Raw genomic sequence first — 20,172 nt, 5'->3', positions numbered from 1 at the left:
ATCAATCATGATAGACTCTTAACAGACACCAAACCTACCCCGCTCGCGCTGGAAAGGAGACTGCTTTGGCCGGTAATCAGAATGATTTGCGCCGTTTTGGCACAGCTTTATTGTTGGGTGTCGCTGCCGGATTTGCAGCACGTTATTACTTTGAAACACGTGCCCGTAACAGCACTCGCCCTGCCAGCGGTCTGATCGATTGGGAGCAGGCGCGCCAGGCTGCGTTGCGACTGTCTCAATGGGAGCAGGCACCGGTGGATAATCGGGCTTTCCGGCGCGAGCAGTATGCGCGGATGGTGGTGCTCAGCGAACCTCTGATCACCGACTATCTCGGTGTACGGTTACCTGAACCGGTAAGTCGGATTTTTGTCTTTGATCGGCGGGAATGGCTGGAAGCGAATATTGTTTCATTTAGTCAGCTTTTTCGCCCGATTGAAGAGATGTACGAAAAGAATGGTGGTGGACGGGGGGCGCTCGGCGTGCTGATGAATGACGTTAGCAGCAAGCTCCTGGGCGTTCAGATTGGCGGTTTGCTCGGCTATCTGGCTCAACGGGTGCTCGGTCAGTACGATCTCAGTTTACTGTCGGCTGAGGCGACCGGCGGCTCGCTCTATTTCGTGGAACCCAATATTGCCCGCGTACAACAGCAACTGGGCTTGAGCGACGAGGATTTCCGGCTCTGGATTACGCTACACGAAATGACCCATGCCTTCGAGTTTGAAGCCTACCCATGGGTGCGCACGTACTTCCGTGAGCTACTTGAGCAAAATTTTGCCCTTGTCAGTGGCCAGATGCTCAGCAGTGGTAATAGTCTGGTCGATATGCTCATGCGCCTCTTGCAAGGTATTGGGAGTGGTCAACACTGGATCGAGACCGTGTTAACACCTGAGCAGCGAGCGGTTTTTGATCGTATTCAGGCGCTGATGTCGCTGATCGAGGGTTATGGGAATCACGTGATGAATGCGGTTGGTCGCCGGTTGTTGCCCAGCTTCAACCAGATTGAGCAGCAGATTGCTCAGCGCCAACGCCAGCGTACCATGCTTGACCAGATGGTCTTCCGTCTGACCGGTCTCGATCTGAAGCTGGCGCAATATCAGCAGGGCGAGGCGTTTGTCAATGCGGTTGTCGCAGCGCGTGGCATTCAGTTTGCCAGCCGGGTGTGGGAGCGACCGGAGAATCTACCGTCGATGGATGAAATCCGCAATCCGGGGCAATGGATCGTGAGGATGGATCGGCAGTAGGCGAGGGTGTAAGTCGTTCTACCACATCTGGAAGTAGAGACAACCATCACCCTCGCTCTGACCCTGAGCGATACACGCCGTGCACAGACGATAGTCTGTTCCTTAGGAGTGTGTCGGAGGTGCGCTCACCACCTGAGTCAATATCCGCTGGGAGCGCACGTCTTCGGCGCACTCATCACCTGAACCAGCAACCCCTGGGAGTGCGCACATCTAGTGCGCTCATCACCTGAATCAGTATCCCCTGGGAGTGCGCACATCCGGCGCACTCACCACCTGGACCAGTTCGCGACAGCGGGTGCCATTCGGTGCCGCTGGTTCCCGCCCTAGCTGGGGCGGGTGAGGGTGGGGGTGTTTACACGTCCCAGCATCACACCCCAGCCTGGCCTCGCTCCGCTGGGGTGTGGGCGTGCTCCAGATGGCTCCCGATCACCTAAATTCCGCCCCCCTCCCCACCTCCCCCCGCTGGGGGGAGGAATGGATAGGACAAAAGAACGAACCCGCCGTCTCGTGTATCAGTACGCCCCGATGCCGCTTGCCGCTCTCCCCGCTCCCGCTTACGCGGGAGCGGGGCCGGGGGTGAGGGTGTACTCCCGCCCCCTCCCCACCTCCCCGACTGTGGGGAGGAATGTACTTACCCAGGCGGCAATCTGGGCAAATTATTCTTTATCCCCTCCCAACCTCCCTCTGCTGGGGCTATGCATTACCCACAACTGGTGTCAACCACGTGTGTATCAGTGGGTATGATCGCCACAGGTGCTGTTTTGAGCGACTGGCCCGGTGGCAGCTTATTGCTCCAGCACGTGCTGGCACGGCTGGAGCGGCGCACTGCCCAGCCGTCGTGTCATTCTCCGCCAAGCGGTAAGAGTAACTGATCTCCATCGGCGTCGGTTGCTAGTGGAGATGATGGTGGCGATGGTTGTGGTTCTGCCGTTGTTCCGATCAATGCCAGCAGACCGGCTTCGTCAATGACCGGAATCCCTAACTGGAGTGCTTTAGTAAGCTTACTCCCGGCATTGGCTCCGGCCACCACATAGCTGGTCTTTTTGCTCACACTATCGGTCACCTTACCGCCATGGGCAACAATGAGTGCGCTGGCTTGCTCACGGCTCAGCGAGGGTAGCGTTCCGGTCAAGACAAATGTCTTTCCGGCGAGCGTGTCGCTCTGGCGTGTTGGACCACTCACCCCACCCATCTGCACCCCGGCTGCCCGCAGCTTCTCTATCAACGCCCGGTTTGCTGGACGTGAGAAGAAATCAACAATACTGGCCGCTACTACCGGGCCAATACCAGGGATCTGTTCCAGTTCTTCCTGACGCGCTACCATGATCGCGTCGAGTGTTCCCAGTGCCGCAACAAGGGTTTGGGCGGCGACGGTGCCGACGTAGCGGATACCCAGCCCGACCAGGAGCCGGTCGAGTGGCCGGTGACGGGCGGCATCAATGGCGGCGAGCAGGTTGGCGATCCGTTTTGGACCGAATCCCTCTAGTTCTGCCAGTTGATCGGCTTTCAGGAAGAAAATGTCTGCTACATCACGAATGAGACCGCGCTGGACGAAGAGTTCTGCCTGTCGCTCACCCATCCCAACAATGTCGAGGGCTGATCGGCTGACGAAGTGTTCGACCCGGCGTACCAGTTGGGCCGGGCAGATGCTGAAATTGTTGCAGCGCCAGGCCGCCTCACCTTCTTCGCGTTCAAGCGGTGAGCCACAGGCCGGGCAATGGGTTGGGAATTGCCAGGGCCGCTCACTGCCATCGCGGCGGGCGATTACCGGACCGACCACGTAGGGTATGACGTCACCGGCACGTTTGACGATGACATAATCACCGATCCGAATGTCGCGCTGGGCAATGTAATCGGCGTTGTGCAAACTGGCGTTTCGTACCGTCACGCCACCTATCTGCACCGGCTCCAGTTCGGCATTGGGCGTGACGACACCGGTACGACCAACATTGACTGTAATATCGAGCAAGCGGGTGATCGCTTCGCGGGCCGGGAACTTGAAGGCAATTGCCCAACGGGGATCGCGCCCGACAACACCCAGTTCGCGTTGCTGGGCGAAATCGTCGATCTTGATCACCACCCCATCGGCTTCGTAAGGTAGATCGTCACGTTTGGCCATCCAGGCTTCGCAATAGGCCAGGACTTCAGCGAAGTCGGTAAAGCGGCGAACGTCCTGATTGACCGGAAAGCCGAGTGCACGCAGATAGCGGAGTGTTTGCCATTGACTGCTAAGCGAAATGCCTTCAACAACACCAACACCGTAGGCAAAGAAGCGGAGCGGACGGGTCGCGGTAATTGAGGGGTCTTTCTGGCGCAAAGAGCCGGCAGCAGCGTTGCGAGGATTCGCGAAGATTTTCTCTCCGGCGGCGGCAAGCCGATCATTCAGGGTCTCGAAATCAGCCGTGCGCATGTAGACTTCACCCCGCACCTCTATCGTGGCCGGTAACGTCGTCGGCAAGTCACTATCTTGGGGTGTACCGGTCGCTTGAAGTGTCAGCGGGATACTGCCGATAGTGCGTAGGTTTGCCGTCACGTCTTCGCCAATCTCACCATCACCACGGGTGGCACCCTGAACCAGACGGCCATCGCGGTAGGTTAGAGCAACGGCCAGACCGTCAATCTTTGGTTCGACCACATAGGTGACCATCGCATCGGGGCCAAGGAGTCGCAGTACCCGATCACGCCAGGCCAGGAGATCAGCTTTCGTAAAGGCATTACCGAGCGATAACATCGGCTGTGGGTGTTGTACTTTGGCAAACTGAGATGCAGGAGTTCCGCTTACCCGTTGGGTTGGCGAATCAGGGGTGATTAACTCTGGGTGTGCCGCCTCCAATGTGCGCAATTCAGCCATCAGTGCATCGTATTCAGCATCGCTGACGATGGGATCGTCGAGCACGTAGTAGTGATAGTCGTAGCGGCGGATCAGGCTGCGTAGCTCGTTGATGCGATCAGCGACAGTCGTATGGCTCATTGGAAACTCCACGGTTACGGTAGAAGTTCGTCGGAGGTACTATCAAAAAATAGTCTAAAGTAGTACCGTTGGGGGGGTTGCCAAAAAGTAAAAGAACCGTTATCATACAGACACCCCCCCCACACGAGACCCGCTGGCATTTGCCAGGGGGTTTCGTGTTTCTCCAGCATGTTTTATACGAACATACGTGCATTATTGTAGCACAGGTCTTCGGGAATGATGTCGGAGTCTCGCTATGATACGCCTCTCGCGTATGGGGCGAGGCGGATACGCCGGTAGTGCAAAGGTATCTGCAATTGGAACCACTTGCTGATTAAGACGCTACAGGCTTCTCTGTGGCGTCTCAGGCACAGGTTGGGTAGCGATCTTGCGTGGCAAGCGCCTGATTAGAACCTATTTCAAAAACGTCTGTTAGAAGTTATCTCATTCCTGACCGACTCGTCGTAACGATCCAATCTAGCACCCCCGTGACCAGTGGGGTCAACTGCTTGACACACGCCGGATCGTGTGTACGGCTGCTGCGGCAGCTATGCTGCCGCACGCCAAACTTCACGACACTCACACGACGAGCAGACACGGCAACCCATCCAGCCCGTGTTGGTACAGCCAGCGCTGTGCTCTGCCAACGGGTCAGGAGCATGCCAGGCTGTCGTTGGTGGTTGGCAAGCGTTCATGCGCTTGGGCGATAGTCTGGGAGCACGACAGCACAGCTTTTATAAAATCAGTTCTACTTCGGTGCCTGTGACAGCAGCTCGTACCCATCGGTCGTGATGAGGACTAAATCCTCAGTCCGCACCCCACCCCATTCCGGCAGGTAGATGCCCGGTTCGATAGAAGTCACCATTCCGGCCTGCAACGGCGGACTGGGAGGTGCGTCAGGGGCGGTAATCCGGAGCCAGGGTGCTTCATGGATCACCAGCCCAACGCCGTGGCCGAGGCTGTGCGCGATGCCTTCAGCGTAGCCGGCCTCGCCGATTACGCGGCGAGCAATAGCATCAGCTTCAGACCACGGTAGTCCAGGGCGAAGGGCTTGCATGGCAGCCTGTTGTGCCTTGAGGGTTGCCGCATACACAGCCCGAAAAGTGTTGTCGGGTTGACCAAGCACAATCGTGCGGGTCAAATCGGCGTGGTAGCCGTCAAGACGGGCGCCCATATCGATGATGATCGGTTGGCCTTCACCCAAAACATCATCACCCGGCGTATGATGTGGGCGGGCACTATTGCGACCCGCAGCCACGATTATCTGGAAAGACGGCCCTTCGGCACCCAGGTCGTGCAGTGCTACTTCGAGTCGCCATGCCGCTTCGCGCTCGGTCATGGTGGGGGTGAGTGAAGGTAGTACCGCGGCCAGGGCAGCATCGGTGATGGCAGCAGCCCGGCGCAGCAGCGCAATTTCACTCGCATCCTTGACCATCCGTAGCTCTTCCACAATGTTTTCGGTGGGAACCAGATCGATAGCATTGCCAAGCGCGGCAGTGTACTGACGATGCTCGGCAACGGTCATGACCGCCGCTTCAAAGCCCAATCGTTTGATGCCTAGTTCGCTTGCCAGATCAGCAATCAGGGCGGTCATAGGCCTGGCGGGAGGACGTACCTCGCGCAGGGTAAAGTGCGGTGCTTCAGCCGCAGCTCGAATCAGATAGCGACCGTCGGTGAGCAAGAAGGCGGCTTCGGCACTGATAAGCAACGCACCCGCACTACCGGTGAAGCCGCTGATGTAGCGGCGACTAGTTGGCGCAGTGAGCAGCATTGCCGGTAATTCACGTGCAGCCAGCGTTGCCCGTAATTGTTGCAATCGGTTCGTCATTATCTGTCCTTTCGTCTTTCCACGTAATCATGTGACCCTGTTATCCTACACCATATATGCAGAATGTGTGACAAACCGGTCAGGCCGGCTATGAGCGGAGGGGAATGTGTCGAGGAGGGGGCTATCGGTATTGGGAGCGACCGGTGGCTGGAATAGAACTTACGTCAAAACTGACAGACGCTACGAACGTGATGATCACATACAGCATTCTCGTGACCGGTAGGTTCAGCGGCGTGCCACGCGCCGGATCATGAGCACGGCTGCTGCGACAGCGTGGCTGCCGCGCCAGCCGTACACACGACCCGGCGCGTGTCACGCCGTTGGCCCAGCCGGTCACGGGGATGGTGTGTGCTTGTCACGATCATGGAACTGGTCGGCAGTGAATTAAGATACCTTCTCGTAGATGTTTTTGAAATAGGTTCTAGAACTTATTTCATAAAAGCAGGGCTGTTGTACGCATGCACGCTTGCCAATCGCCGACGAGCATATCCTGCGCCCAGTCGCTGGTATGGCAGCGAGAAGTGTTGACGACCATCTCCATAGTCATCACGCACTGGATTGAGTGCCTTACCCGTTCATTATGCGTGATGCGCGTGTCGCGGAGTTTGGAGTGCGGCAGCCGTGCTCACGACCAGGCGCGTGGTACGTCGTTGGCCCTGCTGGTCACGGGAATACTTTGGGTGCTCATCACGTTCATAGGTCCGCCAGGAGTGAATGAGTCAGCTTCCAGGGCGATGTTTTTGAAACAGGTTCATATTGCCTGACAACTCCTTGACGCTGACTTGTAAACAGATTAGTATGGATGCTACGCTGATTGATGGTAGAGGGGGATCATCATGGAACAGGCAGTAGCGCAACGTCTCGCAACTGGTATCCCCGGCCTCGACGAAATCTGTGGTGGTGGATTGGTGCCGCGTTACGCCTACCTGGTGCGTGGCGGACCGGGAACGGGAAAAACGACGCTTGGCCTCCATTTCCTGGCTGCTGGTGCGGCAAGTGGTGAAACGACGCTATTTATCAGCCTCGAAGAGACCGAGAGTAAAATTCGCCGGAATGCTGCGCAAGTGGGTATCAATCTCAATCAGGTTCATATCCTCGACCTCAGTCCATCATCTGATTTTTTTGCCAATACCGAAATCTACGATATTTTCTCACCAGCTGAAGTTGAACGAGAACCGATTACACGCCAGATTGTCGAGACCGTACAACGGCTGCAACCCACACGGGTCTTTCTTGACCCGATTACCCAGTTTCGCTATCTCACTCCTGATATCTTTCAATTCCGCAAACAGGTTATCTCATTTCTGCGGTTTCTCGCCGAACAGCGAACGACCGTCATCTTTTCGGCTGAGAATAGTGCAGCCTTTCCTGATGATGATTTGCAGTATATTGCGGATGGTATCATTTCGCTCGAATTAACCAATACCGGTCGCTATCTGACCGTCAGCAAGATGCGTGGCTCATCGTTTGTGAGTGGTCGTCATGCAATGCGTTTGACCGCTCAAGGCTTGCAGGTATTCCCACGTATCATTCCAGCACCGCTGGTGGCTGGACACGCTTTCACATTGATCCCTTCTGGAGTGCCCGAACTCGATGAGTTGCTGAATGGTGGTGTTGAACGAGGCACGATCACGCTGGTCACCGGCCCGTCGGGGGTGGGTAAAACGACCCTTGGTTTTCAATTTATGAAGGAGGCAGCCAGTCGCGGTGAGCGTTCGATGGTCTTCTCATTTGAAGAAGAGATTGAGATTATGCAACAGCGTTGTGAGTCGGTGAATATTCCGGTTCGGGCAATGCAACAACAGCAATTGCTGCGGATTGAGAAGATCGAGCCGCTTCAGTACAACCCGGCAGAGTTTGCCCAGCATGTACGTCACTTTATCGAACAAAAGCAGATTAAAGTTGTCATGATCGATAGTGTGACCGGCTACCGCCTGTGTATGCACGGTGAAGATTTGATCAGTCAGTTGCATGCTCTGAGCAAATATTTGCAGAGTCGAGGCGTAACGGTCTTTTTAATCATGGATACAACCGACATTGTGGGTGATTTCAAAGTTACTGAGATTGGCGCCAGTTATCTGGGCGACAATATCATCTTTTTGCGCTTTTTAGAGATTGAGGGTGAGCTGCGCAAGGCCATCGGGGTTTTGAAAAAACGGTTGGGTGATTTTGAGAAGACATTGCGCGAATTTACGATTTCTCGTTATGGGATTAAAGTAGGGAAGCCGCTTACCAATTTACGCGGTATTCTGAGCGGAATGCCGACATGGATTGATAAGACGTGAGATTAGCCTGGCATTTGCCGGATGGTTTCGCCAGTCTTCGGATGGGAGTTCCGAAAGGGTAATGATCCGCTACCCGACGATACAAAAGAATGAGTACATGCTGTCATGCGGAACCCACCACAGAGGGCACGATATAGCAGGCACGAAAAGGATGCACCATGCCCGATGACACAATCTTGCTCTTACTGGCCAATGCTGCAAATCGGGAATTGCTTCGCGACTGGTTGGGGCACCATTATCATACTATTATTGCTAATAGTGAGGCTGATCTCCGTCGCTCTTTTCAGCTTTGTATCATTGATGGACCAGCGCTGGTGACTTTTGAAGCAGCAATTCAGGCTCGACGTGCTGCGGCGCATCCCATCTTTCTCCCCTTTTTGCTGGTCACGACTCGACGTGATGTTCAACATCATACGCATCATCTCTGGCGGACGGTTGATGAACTGGTGATCAGTCCGATCCAGAAGGTCGAATTGCAGGCGCGGATTGAGATTCTTTTACGTGCCCGTCGCCTGGCTCTGGAAGTGAGTCGCTTGCAGCAAGCTATGCTTTCCAGTGCCCAAACCTGGTTGCATTTGGCAGTGCAATCGGCCCAGATCGGGTTGTGGGAGTGGAATTTGCAGACCAACCGGGTCTTTTTTTCGCCGGAATGGAAGGCGCAAATTGGCTATGCCGCCGATGAACTGGTTGACTCCCTTGCCGTTTGGGAAGAACTGCTGCATCCCGATGATCGGGAACGTTGTCTGAACATGTTGTACCGTTACCTGCATCAGCCCTGGCCCGATTTTGCCCTTGAGTTTCGCCTTCGTCATAAGAATGGGAGCTACCGCTGGATTCGTTCGCAGGCAGCGCTAATTTACGATCAGCACGGTCGACCGACGCATATGCTGGGCGCTCATTTTGATTTGACTGAACGGAAGCAAATGGAAGAAGAGCAGCAACAACTTGCTGAGCAGCTCTTTCAGTCGCAGAAGTTAGAGGCAATTGGCGCACTGACCAGTGGTATTGCCCATGACCTGAATAATCTGTTGGTGCCGATCATCGGGTTCGCTGAGATGGGGATGCTTGAAGTAACACCTGATAATCCGTTGTACAACGATTTTGATCAGATTCGGGCGGCTGGGATTCGGGCTACCGCATTGACTCGGCGGATTTTAACGTTTAGCCGTCAGCAGCGAGTTGAGATGAAGCCGATACAAATTAGTCGGGTTGTGAGTGATTTTGTAGTGATTCTCCGTCGGATTATCGGGGAACGAATTGATATTCAGCTTCAGTTTGCACCAGACCTGCCACCGGTACAGGCGGATGTCAGTCAGATTGAACAGATACTGCTGAATCTGGTGATCAATGCCCGTGATGCTATTGAAGGCAATGGTACGATTGTCATCACTACCACGCTTGTGCGGCCTGAAGATGCTGACTTCCCCTGGCCTGCTGATGTGCCCCCCGGTGATTACATCGCTTTGCAGATCAGTGATACCGGTTGTGGGATTGATCCGGCGATCCGTTCACGGATATTTGAACCATTCTTTACCACAAAGCCGTCCGGTAAAGGTACCGGGCTTGGTCTGGCAACGGTGGCTGCGATTGTGAAGCAGCATCATGGCTTTATCGACGTACAGAGTTCGCCCGGTCAGGGTGCAACGTTTACCGTATACCTGCCGGCGCTGATGAACATGGCGGTGGTGAGCGAAGATGTTGCGTTCAGCAAAGAGCAACTCTTTGGTCACGAGACAGTGCTGGTGGTTGAAGACGAACCAGCAGTTTTGCGCCTGATTACCAGTGTGTTACGCTTACATGGCTATCAGGTGATAGAAGCGACAGATGCGCAGTATGGCCTGGAGTTAGCGGCTAGCTACCAGGGAACTATTGATCTCCTGATTACCGACGTGATGCTGCCGACGCTTAATGGCGATGAACTGTATCAGCAGCTTCGGGTATTGCATCCGCAGGTACGGGTGTTGTATATCTCGGCCTACGCGGACAGCGAATACATAGGTCGCGACATAACGCCAATGCTGACGAAGCCATTTACCCTGCAACGTCTCCTGCAACAGGTACGCGCTATTCTGACGGCAGCGGTCTGATGAGAAGTGGCTCCAGTCGCCCCTGTCGCCAGACACCGATCACGTCCACGTAACCGTAGCGCACGGTGCCCCTGGCCTGTAATTGGCTCAAAGCGGCCTGATCACTCTCACCATGTAAGAGTTTGACCTGGCGGGCACCTGCCGCCGGAATACCGCCAGCCCCGATGGAGTCGACCAGTAAGCTGGTACCATCAGCCAGCAACAGTGCTGCTCTCACCTGCACCAGGCGTCCTTCGTAGCGGTTGTCATTGAAGAGTTGCGCCAGTTCGACTCTATCTGGGGTGATGGATTGAAAGGATGACGTGACGAGGGTATAGGGCCATTGTCCGCCTGGCCCGTAGTTGCCAGCAGATTGCCAGTTTCCCTGCGCAATGACCAGCCCATATTGCACGCCAGCTTCATTGGTCAGCGGTATGTCAGCCGGTGGATCGAGACCACCGAGCCAGACCTGGCGCTCGGGTGGGTCGAGTGGCAGCGGCCGATCCGCACTGACACTCAGACTGCTCACCAGCCGCGCCCCCTGTTCATCATAGTAGAGAAAAGCGATCATCTCCTGCATACCAGACGGCGAGCGGGTGAGCAGGTCAGATAAGAGCGGCGGCAACGGCGTTGTTGCACAGGCGCTCAGGTAGAACAGGCTCAGGATGAATGCGAACAGACGTTTGTGTATCACGTACTCTATTGTACCATACGTCAATATACGCACGGTATAGCTCTCATGACAGCAGCCGGACAGGCGTATGATAGGTTTTGACAGTTGTTGTTAACCGTTTCGTGACTACTATCGTGGTATCGTAACAACGGAAGACAACTATTGTAGAGAAGGAGGCGTCCTCATATGGGGACTAAGAGTTCTCGCTTACAAGGGTTTTATCAACTTAATCCGTTTGAGCGACTGCAAATGGTGAAATCCTTTGATGGATTAGTCGATGAAGACTTGCGCGCCTTGCACGGCGGTCATGGTGGTGCGCTCACGATTGAGCGCGCCGATAAAATGATTGAGAATGTGATCGGTACCTATAATTTGCCACTCGGTATCGCAACCAACTTCCGCATCAATGGCCGTGATTATCTGATTCCGATGGTGGTTGAAGAACCGTCAATCGTGGCCGGGGCGAGCTACGCGGCGCGGATGGTGCGTGACGGTGGTGGTTTTGAGACGAGCAGTACCGAACCACTGATGATCGGTCAGGTACAGTTGGTCAATGTTCGCGACCCTGATCAGGCCCGACAAACGATTTTGTCGCGTAAGGAAGAGATTCTTGCGCTGGCCAATGCGCAGAGTCGTTCGCTGGTCAGTCTGGGTGGTGGAGCACGCGATGTTGAGGTGCGGTTCTTCCCCACCAGCCCGATGGGGCCGATGCTGGTTGTGCACTTGATTATCGATTGTCGCGATGCGATGGGGGCCAACGCGGTGAATACGATGGCCGAGGCGGTCGCACCGCTGCTGGCCGAGATGACCGGTGGTAAGGTCTATCTGCGCATTCTCTCGAATCTGACCGACCGTCGGCTGGCCCGTGTGCGCTGTGTGGTGCCGGCGGCATCGCTGGCCCGCGATGGTTTGAGTGGCGAAGAGGTTGTTGAAGGTATCCTGTGGGCCTATGCGTTTGCTGCGGTCGATCCCTATCGGGCTGCCACCCACAATAAGGGTATTATGAACGGCATTGATCCGGTACTGGTCGCAACTGGTAATGACTGGCGTGCGGTAGAGGCGGGTGCGCATGCCTACGCTAGTCGCAATGGTCACTACACGTCACTCTCCCATTGGGAGCGCGATGCGCAGGGGAACCTGGTTGGTATGCTCGAAATGCCACTGGCGGTAGGGATCGTGGGTGGCGCGACCAAAGTCCATCCAACAGCCCAGGCCGCGTTGAAACTGCTCGGTGTGCGTAGTGCCGCTGAACTGGCCGAGGTCTGTGTCGCTGCCGGTCTGGCGAATAATCTGGCGGCGATGCGTGCTTTGGCCTGTGAGGGTATTCAACAGGGCCATATGAGCCTGCATGCCCGCCAGATCGCGATGGCTGCCGGTGCCAGTGGTACCCTGGTTGATGAAGTTGCCCGTCGTATGGTCGCCGAGCGGAATATTAAACTGGCACGAGCCGAAGAGATCATTGCCGAACTCGAAGGACGCACGATAGGTAACCCCACGCATAATTAATGTGAGACCTCTGGCGGCCTGTAGAACAGGCCGCCTGCCAACAGCGCGACGATGCGCTTGTATTCACCGGCAGTTTAACCGGTGAAGGGACTCTCTGTTTCCCGATAACAGACGAGGATTGGTACGTATTGGTTCGTCTGCGGAAGGCGAGCCGGTCCGGGTATGCCTGACATCTGCATGGAGTAGAGTTCATGATGAAACCACAGCATCCTATTGGTATTGTCGGCTACGGTGCCTATATCCCGCGGTACCGGATTGCTGCACGCGAGATCGCCCGGGTCTGGACTGATGGGCAGAGTGGAACGCCAATTGAGGCGAAGAGTGTTCCGGGTCCCGACGAAGACACGATTACGATGGCTATCGAAGCAGCGCGTAATGCCCTGGCCCGGGCTGCCATCCCGGCTACGGCGTTGGGCGCAGTCTGGATCGGTAGTGAGAGCCATCCGTACAGCGTGAAACCTTCGGGAACAGTGGTTGCCGATGCGCTGGGGGCCGGCCCCTGGGTGAGTGCCGCTGACTGGGAGTTTGCCTGCAAAGCCGGTTCTGAAGCGTTGACCGCAGCGATGGCGCTGGTTGGTAGTGGTATGCAACGCTATGCGCTGGCCGTCGGCGCCGATACAGCGCAGGGCCGTCCCGGTGATGCGCTGGAATACACTGCTTCCGCCGGTGCCGCAGCGCTGATCGTTGGTCCGGCCAGCGAGGCGCTGGCAACCATTGATGCCACGTTGTCGTATGTGACCGATACGCCCGATTTTTACCGTCGCGCCGACCGGCCCTACCCGGTGCACGGTAATCGCTTCACCGGCGAACCGGCTTACTTCCATCAGATTCAATCGGCGGCTACTGAATTGCTCCGCCAGCTCAACCGCACCGCAGCCGATTTCACCTATGCCGTCTTTCATCAACCCAACGCCAAGTTTCCGCAAGCGGTTGCCAAACGCCTGGGCTTCACCGATAAACAAATTGCCCCCGGCTTGCTCAGCCCTCAGATCGGTAACACCTATTCCGGGGCAGCGCTGCTTGGTCTCTGCGCTATCCTCGATGTGGCACAACCGGGTGAGACGATTTTTATAACGACCTACGGCAGTGGGGCCGGTTCCGATGCCTATGCACTCACTGTTACCGAAGCCGTTTTGGAACGTCGTGAGCGGGCACCGCTTGTCGCGGCCTATCTGCAACGGGCGGTGATGATTGATTACGCCATCTATGCGAAGTGGCGCGGTAAGCTGGTGATGGGATAGTCTATCAGGAGTGCAACAATGACCAATGTCTATATTGCAGGGATGGGAGCAACTGCCGTTGGTGAACATTATCGCCGTGGCCTGGCTGATCTGGTGAGCGAGGCAGTGCGGGCGGCACTGGCGAGTGCGCCAGAGATTGCTCCGCATCAGATCGGAGCGCTCTATGTTGGCAGTGCGTTCAGTGAGGAACTCTACGGTCAAAGCCAGGCTGGTGCGTATCTGACTGGCATCCTGGGGCTTTCACCGTCGATTCCGGCATATCGAGTTGAGGCGGCTGGTGCCAGCGGGGCGCTGGCGTTGTACCAGGCGGTGCAGGCCGTGCAAAACGGCGTGGCGGTGGCACTCGTGATCGGGGTTGATAAGGTTACCGATCATCTCGAAGATGAAATTGAGGCTGCACAGGCAATGGCTGCCGACAGCACTGAAGAGGCGCTGCATGGGGTGACCCTGACTGCTCAATGGGCCATGCTGATGCGCCGATATATGCACGAGTATGGCTATACCGCCGATGCTTTTGCGCCGTTTCCGATCAATGCTCACGCCAACGGTGTGCACAACCCGCTGGCGCTGTACCGCTTTGCGATTGATGCGAATAAGTATCGAAAAGCTGCCCAGATCGCTTCACCGTTGAACATGCTCGATTGCAGTACGCTGGCCGATGGTGCTGCTGCACTGCTGGTTGTAGGTGAGCAGATTGCCCGTGAACTCGACCGCCCACGGATTCGCATCGCCGGTTCGGCTGTTGCTACCGATCACCCGGCACTCCACCGGCGGCGAAATCCGCTCGACTTGAGTGCAGCACGGGCGAGTGTCCAGATGGCACTTGGCCGGGCGAATCTGGATGTGGGTGATGTGCAGGTGTGGGAATTGACCGATCCGCATGGGATTGCCGCCACCCTCGCTTTAGAGGCAATTGGCTGCTACGAACCGGGAACAGCGCCGCGCTATGCAGCCGAGGGTGCAATTACCCCAACCGGCAAGACGCCGATTGCTACCTTCGGCGGTTACAAAGCACGCGGTGACGTGGGTGGCGCCAGTGGGGTCTATCAGGTGATCGAACTGACCCGTCAGCTTAGTGGGCAGGCCGGCCCGACCCAGGTGAGCAATGCCCGAATTGGTCTGAGCCAGTCACTTGGCGGGATCGGGGCAACTGCTGTCAGCCATGTTCTGATCCGCGAATCGTAAGTTTACCTCTTCACAGAAATGGTTGCGTCAGGTACAATAAGGCTGTCTTCCGCCTGTTGTAACCAAGGAGCGCTCCCGTGATTCAGGAAATGGTCAATGGCAGCATCGCTGTACTCACCCGTCCGTCGGTTCAGTCGTTCGAGCAACATGAGCGTGACAATCTGGTCTGGGCGTTGATCTATGCGGCAATTGCGAGTGTGATCAATGGTATCCTTGCAGCAATTACAGCACCTTTACGAGTTGGGGAGTTGCGTGCGCAACTTGAGGCGCAAGGTGTGCCACCTGATGCCATTGAAGCGGCCATTGCTCAGCAGGGTAATCTGATCATTGCTATCTTTGCAGGGATTTTCGGCACGATTATCGGTTCACTTATCATTTGGGGTTTCATCTATCTGTTGGGTCGGGCTTTCGGCGGTACCGGCAGCTTTGGTGAACTGGCCTGGGGCATCTCGCTCTTCTCGTCACCACTGGCAGTAGCCCAGGGTATAGCAAATGCTATTCCTTTCATTGGTGGCTTTATATTGTTTATCTTGCTCGTGTATGGAGTGTATCTCAACTATCTGGCAATCCAGGCCGGCATGAACCTGCCATCGCAAAAGGCTCTTTATATCTCCATCATTCTGTTTGTTATTGGTCTGCTGTTCTTGTGCGTTACGGTTGGGTTTGCTTTTCTGGCTATTCTGGCAGGAGGTTTTGCACCATGAAGATAGCCCGTCACTGGCGGGATCGGGTTCCGCGATACCGTCTCGAAGGACAACGTCATCGCTATACCGGCGAGATTCGTTTTCCGCCGCAGCCACCCGCGCTCGACGAAGATGCGAACGATTGGGAGCCTTATCAGTTGAGCGGGCGGGGTGAAATCTATAGCTTCAGTGTCCTGCGACAGGCTCCCGAAGGATTTGCCAGTTTTGGGGTCTACCCGGTTGCGCTGGTGCGCCTGGAAGAAGGCCCGCTGGTAACGGCTCAGTTGACCGACTGTGATGAGTCCGATCTGACAATCGGTATGCCGGTCGAGATGGTTACGCGCCGCTTGATGGATTCTGGTGAAGATGGGGTGTTGGTGTACGGGTATAAGTTTCGCCCTCGCCTCGTATAACCACGATGCCACATGTGTGTTCCTGACAGGGTGTCTACATACAGACACCCTGTTTTACTTTCTGCTATCGTGGTAGAGGGGATGGGATGCAGAGTACGGTAGCGCTAGCGGGAGAGCATTCTGCCGGATGTTACACAAACAAGGAGCACGGTCATCAGCCTGTGCTCCTGTTGGTGAGCGTGTGCTTTCAGGCTCATGCTACTGCCCGAACACCGTCGGATAGCCGGCGGCCTTCCATTCATTCATGCCACCGGTCACGTTGATCGCCTGATAGCCGTGCGCTTTGAGAAGATCACACGCTACTGAGCTGCGATTCCCCGAACGACAGATACAGACGATGGGTTTGTCGGTTGGCAGTTCACTCAGCCGTTGCTCAAGCTCCTGAAGTGGGATGAGCGTGGCCTGGGCGATCCGGCCATCCTGGACAAATTCGGTTGGTGTGCGGACATCGAGCAGAAAGAAGGTTTCGTTCTGGTCGATCATACTCTTCAGCCGGGCAACGGTAATGTTCGCCGGTGTGCTGGTGGTCGAGGTTGATGCAGTGGTGGTACCACATGCAGTTAATAATGCCAGGCCGATCATCAGCAGAAGCAGAAAACGGTATTTCATGGTCAAAAACCTTTCGGTATAGCGCTACTCAGTGAGTGAGCGAAGGTGTTGTCTTCACCCACTCACGTCACGGGTTGGTGTTTCTGATACGCTCCTAATCCTGGCAACCCAATGCCAGCATAGCGGTATGGGTTGTCAGATGAATATGGTTGTGACCGATTTTATCAATCAATGCCGATTGTTTGAGCCGATCCATCACCGGCCCTTTAATGTCGGCCAGATGGAATTCAACGCCGGCATCGCGCAGTTCGTCAATGAGATGTTCGAGCGTATGGAGTGCACTGGAGTCGATAAAGTTAATCGCTGAGCCGATCAACACAAGGTGTTTTACCGATGGCCGTTCCGCAACAATCTGCAACAGGGCACTTTCGAGATAGCGGGTATTGGCAAAGTAGAGGCTCTCATCAACGCGCACCGCCACTACGTGTGGCCACGTTTTGACCTGATACCGTTCAACGTTGCGATACACTTCACTGTCACCCAACCGACCCACAATGGCGATATGAGGGCGGCTCGTGCGCCAGAGGTAGAGGATGAGCGCTGAGGCAACCCCGGCGAAGATACCGGTCTCGATCCCCAGCGTGAGGACCGCCAGGAATGTGATCAACCAGGTGAAGGCATCGCCACGGTTGGTGCGCCAGATGCGGCGGGGTTCACGCAGATCGACCAATCCGATGACGGCGACGATCACGGTGGCGGCCAGGACTGCCTGCGGCAGGTAGTAGAAGACTGGGGTGAAGAAGAGCAGAATCACTGCGATTCCGAAGGCAGTGATGAGTGACGCCAGACCGGTGATGGCGCCGGCCTGTGCATTCACCACCGAGCGGGCAAAGCCACCGGTAACCGGATAGCCGCTGAAGAAGCTGGCAGTGATGTTGGCTGCTCCCAGTGCCACCAGTTCCTGATCGGGATCGATAGCCTGCCGGCGTTTACTGGCCAGGGCCTTCGCTACCGCAATAGACTCGACGACACTGACCAGCACGATGGTCAGGGCGGTTGGCAGGAGCGCCTGCGCATCGGCCATGGAAAATGCCGGTACACTGATTGGCGAAAGACCCGCCGGAATTGCTCCTACCACAGCAATGCCGGCTGTTTGATCCAGGAGGAAGGTTTGGGCGACCAGGATGCCCAGAATGACGGTGAGCAGCGGTGCGCCACTTACTATCAGCGTGATCGCCAATGGCGGAAGACCTATCCGGCGTAGCAAGGGCCGTAAACCCTGACGGAAAAAGACGAGGAGGCCAATGCTGACCAGGCCGATGGTCAGTGTAACCAGATTCGTCTGGCTTAGGCCGGCAATTGCCTGGCCGATGGTCTCGTGGATGTGTTCGCCGCCGATGAGGTAGCCAAGAATGTATTTGAGCTGACCAACAGCAATAATCAGTGCCGAAGCACTGGTAAACGCGGTCAATACCGGATGCGAAATAAAGTTCAGAATCGCTCCCAGGCGTAAAACGCCGAGTGTCAGCTTGATCGCACCAACCATGAATGCCAGTAACAGCACTAACTGGAGATAACGTGCGCTGCCTGGCTCGGCCAGACTGCTGACACCGCTGAACACGAGGAGCGAGGTGATGGCAACAGGGCCGACCGAGAGCTGGCCGGAGGTGCCGAGAAGCGCGTAGACGATGAGTGGTGCTACAGAGGCATAGAGGCCGATCTGTGGGGGAAGACCGGCCAGTTGAGCGTAGGCCATGCTTTGGGGAATGAGCATGATCGCCGTTACAATGCCCGCAACCACGTCGCTCGGCAGGTGTTCACGATGATAATGGCGCAGCCAGTTGAGGAATGGGAGATAGCGATAGATCATCGCCAGCAACGCTGCCTGCACATCGGGCCGGTGAGCTGAAACGGGCGTCATAATTCTCCTCCCTATGCCTGTGATCCGACCCGTTCAAAGAAATCACTGGCGCAGAAATCGAAGGTCTCGATGGCATCATCGTCGTAACCGGCTGCCCGCAGCTCGGCTTCAGCCTGCTCGCGGCTCCAGCCCTGATGCACCATCCGGTAGAGCATCCAGATCAGGCCGACGCGCGTGGCACTGCGGCAGTGGAAGACCAGTTTGCCGGTGGCCGGGTCTTCTACGATGCGAGCAAATTCGGCAAGATGTTCTGGCTCCAGTTCATAGGCTGGCCACGGGGCGTGAATGTAGCGCAACCCGGCAGCGCGGGCATTGGTAGCCTGTTGCGCCGCCCGTTCGGGATCGCTGCGAATGTTGAGCACGGTTTGATAGCCAGCCTCAACAAACCGTTGCCAGTCTTCTGGCTGCGGTTGGGCAGCCAGTAACACGTTCTCGGTAACCGCGTAGCTGCGCAACGGCGCAACTTCGGTTTGGTGCTGGAGTGTATTGCATGTAGCCTGATGTTGCATAGTGGTGTCCATATCTTGTAAAACGAAAGCGATTCAACCTTAATGCTGACGACTCACCGGGTAACCGGCTCGCTGCCAGGCAACCATACCACCAACGATGTTGGTGACGTTGGTGAAGCCATGGCGCTGAAGCATTTCACAGGCTACCTGGCTACGGTTACCTGAACGACAGATGCAGACAATCGGCTGATCTTTTGGTAGTTCGTTCAGGCGCGAGGCCAGTACCGGCAGTGGGAGCAGACGGGCACCGGATACGTGGCCGTCGTAGGCGAATTCTTCAGGCTGGCGTACATCAATCAATACCATCGGAGCACGGGCATCCAATTGTGTTTTCAGCTCCTGAACCGTCATAGTGGCAATGTGATTCTGGGCTACATCACGGCGAAAGAGTTGTCGAAACATGGTCTCAATATCCTTTCACAAGAAACGACGGCACGCTCCGCTTGCGAAGTGATCGCGCCGTCGCCGATCAATGATCTTGCTGATGTTACCTGCTCTTTTAAATGAACAACGTTACTTTGGCACGGGCCGCGTCGCCGAGGAAGGTTGCTACGCCACCGGTTTCCAATCCATCAACCAGCTCTTCATCTTTAATACCGAGCAGCTCACGCGACATATCACACACGACCATCCGTACACCCAGTTCGCGGGCCATGGCGAAGAGTTCTTCTGGCGATGCGACATCGTGCTGTTTCATCAGGTTGCGAATGATCTGGGCACCGGCGCCGAAGAAGTTCATCTGCGACAGGCCGAGTTCACCCAGTTTGCCGGGGAGCATAGCGGTGAAGCCCTGTTCGAGCAGGTTCTTACCGCTGAAGACCTTCTGCTTCTTGACGGCACTAATGCCCCAGAAGGTGAAGAACATGCTCACTTCCAGACCCATCGAGGCAGCGCCGGTAGCGATAATGAATGCAGCAATTGCTTTGTCGAGATCGCCAGAGAAGACGACCATCGCCAGCCGATCTTCGATGCTCTGGGCCGGTGATTGTTCGAGCGTGGCTACTCGCTGCTCCAGTTCGGCAATCCTGCTCAGCAGCGCCTGCGTGTCAACTGTTTCTGTCATTGGTGTTGTCATTGTTTTCCATCCTCTGCCTGTGCTGATCTACCAGCGCAACCGAATCT

The 20,172-nt window shown here is 55.9% G+C and carries 16 protein-coding genes; 8 read left to right on the top strand and 8 right to left on the bottom strand.

Features of this window, described 5'->3' with window-relative positions; all coding sequences use genetic code 11:
* Positions 1-65 precede the first annotated feature (65 nt).
* On the top strand, positions 66-1,241 hold the full coding sequence (locus VAE57_RS05045) for a zinc-dependent metalloprotease (RefSeq protein WP_322820807.1): 1,176 nt from the start codon (positions 66-68) through the stop codon (positions 1,239-1,241).
* Positions 1,242-2,082: 841 nt separating this feature from the next.
* Here VAE57_RS05045 and ligA read toward each other — a convergent pair.
* Together ligA and VAE57_RS05035 are read right to left on the bottom strand one after the other, a co-directional pair.
* Positions 2,083-4,212 (bottom strand): NAD-dependent DNA ligase LigA, encoded by a 2,130-nt coding sequence (ligA, locus tag VAE57_RS05040; protein ID WP_322820806.1) that lies wholly within the window; start codon positions 4,210-4,212, stop codon positions 2,083-2,085.
* A gap of 727 nt (positions 4,213-4,939) precedes the next feature.
* Positions 4,940-6,019: an aminopeptidase P family protein gene (locus VAE57_RS05035; protein ID WP_322820805.1), complete on the bottom strand. Its 1,080-nt coding sequence runs from the start codon at positions 6,017-6,019 to the stop codon at positions 4,940-4,942.
* An 836-nt stretch (positions 6,020-6,855) separates the two neighbouring features.
* Between VAE57_RS05035 and VAE57_RS05030 the strand changes: the two genes are divergently transcribed.
* Positions 6,856-8,304 (top strand): ATPase domain-containing protein, encoded by a 1,449-nt coding sequence (locus VAE57_RS05030; RefSeq protein WP_322820804.1) that lies wholly within the window; start codon positions 6,856-6,858, stop codon positions 8,302-8,304.
* A gap of 158 nt (positions 8,305-8,462) precedes the next feature.
* Positions 8,463-10,391, top strand: a complete 1,929-nt coding sequence (locus VAE57_RS05025; protein WP_322820803.1) for an ATP-binding protein — start codon at positions 8,463-8,465, stop codon at positions 10,389-10,391.
* Here VAE57_RS05025 and VAE57_RS05020 read toward each other — a convergent pair.
* Complete coding sequence (locus tag VAE57_RS05020; RefSeq protein ID WP_322820802.1) at positions 10,369-11,064, bottom strand: hypothetical protein; 696 nt, start codon at positions 11,062-11,064, stop codon at positions 10,369-10,371. The two genes, VAE57_RS05025 and VAE57_RS05020, sit on opposite strands and share 23 nt — an antisense overlap.
* Positions 11,065-11,229: 165 nt before the next feature.
* On the opposite strand from VAE57_RS05020, the gene VAE57_RS05015 reads away from it, so the two are divergent.
* The 5 genes from VAE57_RS05015 to VAE57_RS04995 all read left to right on the top strand — a co-directional run bounded on the left by VAE57_RS05015 (position 11,230) and on the right by VAE57_RS04995 (position 16,071).
* Positions 11,230-12,549: a hydroxymethylglutaryl-CoA reductase, degradative gene (locus VAE57_RS05015; protein ID WP_322820801.1), complete on the top strand. Its 1,320-nt coding sequence runs from the start codon at positions 11,230-11,232 to the stop codon at positions 12,547-12,549.
* A 191-nt stretch (positions 12,550-12,740) separates the two neighbouring features.
* A complete protein-coding gene (locus VAE57_RS05010) occupies positions 12,741-13,790 on the top strand; it encodes a hydroxymethylglutaryl-CoA synthase (RefSeq protein ID WP_322820800.1) in 1,050 nt (349 codons plus the stop codon).
* 18 nt (positions 13,791-13,808) lie between these two features.
* Entirely contained in the window at positions 13,809-14,975 is a 1,167-nt protein-coding gene (locus tag VAE57_RS05005; RefSeq protein ID WP_322820799.1) for a thiolase C-terminal domain-containing protein, read from the top strand.
* 77 nt (positions 14,976-15,052) lie between these two features.
* Positions 15,053-15,679, top strand: a complete 627-nt coding sequence (locus tag VAE57_RS05000; RefSeq protein WP_322820798.1) for a Yip1 family protein — start codon at positions 15,053-15,055, stop codon at positions 15,677-15,679.
* The gene (locus VAE57_RS04995) at positions 15,676-16,071 is read left to right on the top strand and encodes a Zn-ribbon domain-containing OB-fold protein (protein ID WP_322820797.1); all 396 of its coding nucleotides are present in this window, start codon (positions 15,676-15,678) and stop codon (positions 16,069-16,071) included. The genes VAE57_RS05000 and VAE57_RS04995 overlap by 4 nt, the downstream gene beginning before the upstream one ends.
* A 198-nt stretch (positions 16,072-16,269) precedes the next feature.
* On the opposite strand, the gene VAE57_RS04990 is transcribed toward VAE57_RS04995, so the two are convergent.
* The 5 genes from VAE57_RS04990 to VAE57_RS04970 all read right to left on the bottom strand — a co-directional run bounded on the left by VAE57_RS04990 (position 16,270) and on the right by VAE57_RS04970 (position 20,125).
* Complete coding sequence (locus tag VAE57_RS04990; RefSeq protein ID WP_322820796.1) at positions 16,270-16,680, bottom strand: rhodanese-like domain-containing protein; 411 nt, start codon at positions 16,678-16,680, stop codon at positions 16,270-16,272.
* A gap of 94 nt (positions 16,681-16,774) precedes the next feature.
* Positions 16,775-18,541, bottom strand: a complete 1,767-nt coding sequence (locus VAE57_RS04985; protein WP_322820795.1) for a SulP family inorganic anion transporter — start codon at positions 18,539-18,541, stop codon at positions 16,775-16,777.
* 11 nt (positions 18,542-18,552) lie between these two features.
* Entirely contained in the window at positions 18,553-19,050 is a 498-nt protein-coding gene (locus tag VAE57_RS04980; protein WP_322820794.1) for a protein tyrosine phosphatase family protein, read from the bottom strand.
* Positions 19,051-19,089: 39 nt separating this feature from the next.
* Positions 19,090-19,452, bottom strand: coding sequence for a rhodanese-like domain-containing protein (locus tag VAE57_RS04975; RefSeq protein WP_322820793.1), 363 nt, complete (start codon positions 19,450-19,452; stop codon positions 19,090-19,092).
* A gap of 97 nt (positions 19,453-19,549) precedes the next feature.
* Positions 19,550-20,125, bottom strand: coding sequence for a DsrE/DsrF/DrsH-like family protein (locus tag VAE57_RS04970; RefSeq protein ID WP_322820792.1), 576 nt, complete (start codon positions 20,123-20,125; stop codon positions 19,550-19,552).
* Positions 20,126-20,172 lie beyond the last annotated feature (47 nt).

Origin of the sequence: Chloroflexus sp., from assembly GCF_034434295.1 — a bacterium.
GTDB lineage: Bacteria > Chloroflexota > Chloroflexia > Chloroflexales > Chloroflexaceae > Chloroflexus.
The sequence above is the reverse complement of the archived record's forward strand: the minus strand, read 5'-3'. Positions and strand labels throughout refer to the sequence as shown.

Excerpts from the sequence above, each read along its gene's own strand:
- ligA (WP_322820806.1), bottom strand. The coding sequence starts at position 4,212 with ATGAGCCATACGACTGTCGCTGATCGCATCAACGAGCTACGCAGCCTG.
- VAE57_RS05035 (WP_322820805.1), bottom strand. The coding sequence starts at position 6,019 with ATGACGAACCGATTGCAACAATTACGGGCAACGCTGGCTGCACGTGAA.
- VAE57_RS05030 (WP_322820804.1), top strand. The coding sequence starts at position 6,856 with ATGGAACAGGCAGTAGCGCAACGTCTCGCAACTGGTATCCCCGGCCTC.
- VAE57_RS05025 (WP_322820803.1), top strand. The coding sequence starts at position 8,463 with ATGCCCGATGACACAATCTTGCTCTTACTGGCCAATGCTGCAAATCGG.
- VAE57_RS05015 (WP_322820801.1), top strand. The coding sequence starts at position 11,230 with ATGGGGACTAAGAGTTCTCGCTTACAAGGGTTTTATCAACTTAATCCG.
- VAE57_RS05010 (WP_322820800.1), top strand. The coding sequence starts at position 12,741 with ATGATGAAACCACAGCATCCTATTGGTATTGTCGGCTACGGTGCCTAT.
- VAE57_RS05005 (WP_322820799.1), top strand. The coding sequence starts at position 13,809 with ATGACCAATGTCTATATTGCAGGGATGGGAGCAACTGCCGTTGGTGAA.
- VAE57_RS04995 (WP_322820797.1), top strand. The coding sequence starts at position 15,676 with ATGAAGATAGCCCGTCACTGGCGGGATCGGGTTCCGCGATACCGTCTC.
- VAE57_RS04990 (WP_322820796.1), bottom strand. The coding sequence starts at position 16,680 with ATGAAATACCGTTTTCTGCTTCTGCTGATGATCGGCCTGGCATTATTA.
- VAE57_RS04985 (WP_322820795.1), bottom strand. The coding sequence starts at position 18,541 with ATGACGCCCGTTTCAGCTCACCGGCCCGATGTGCAGGCAGCGTTGCTG.
- VAE57_RS04980 (WP_322820794.1), bottom strand. The coding sequence starts at position 19,050 with ATGCAACATCAGGCTACATGCAATACACTCCAGCACCAAACCGAAGTT.
- VAE57_RS04975 (WP_322820793.1), bottom strand. The coding sequence starts at position 19,452 with ATGTTTCGACAACTCTTTCGCCGTGATGTAGCCCAGAATCACATTGCC.
- VAE57_RS04970 (WP_322820792.1), bottom strand. The coding sequence starts at position 20,125 with ATGACAACACCAATGACAGAAACAGTTGACACGCAGGCGCTGCTGAGC.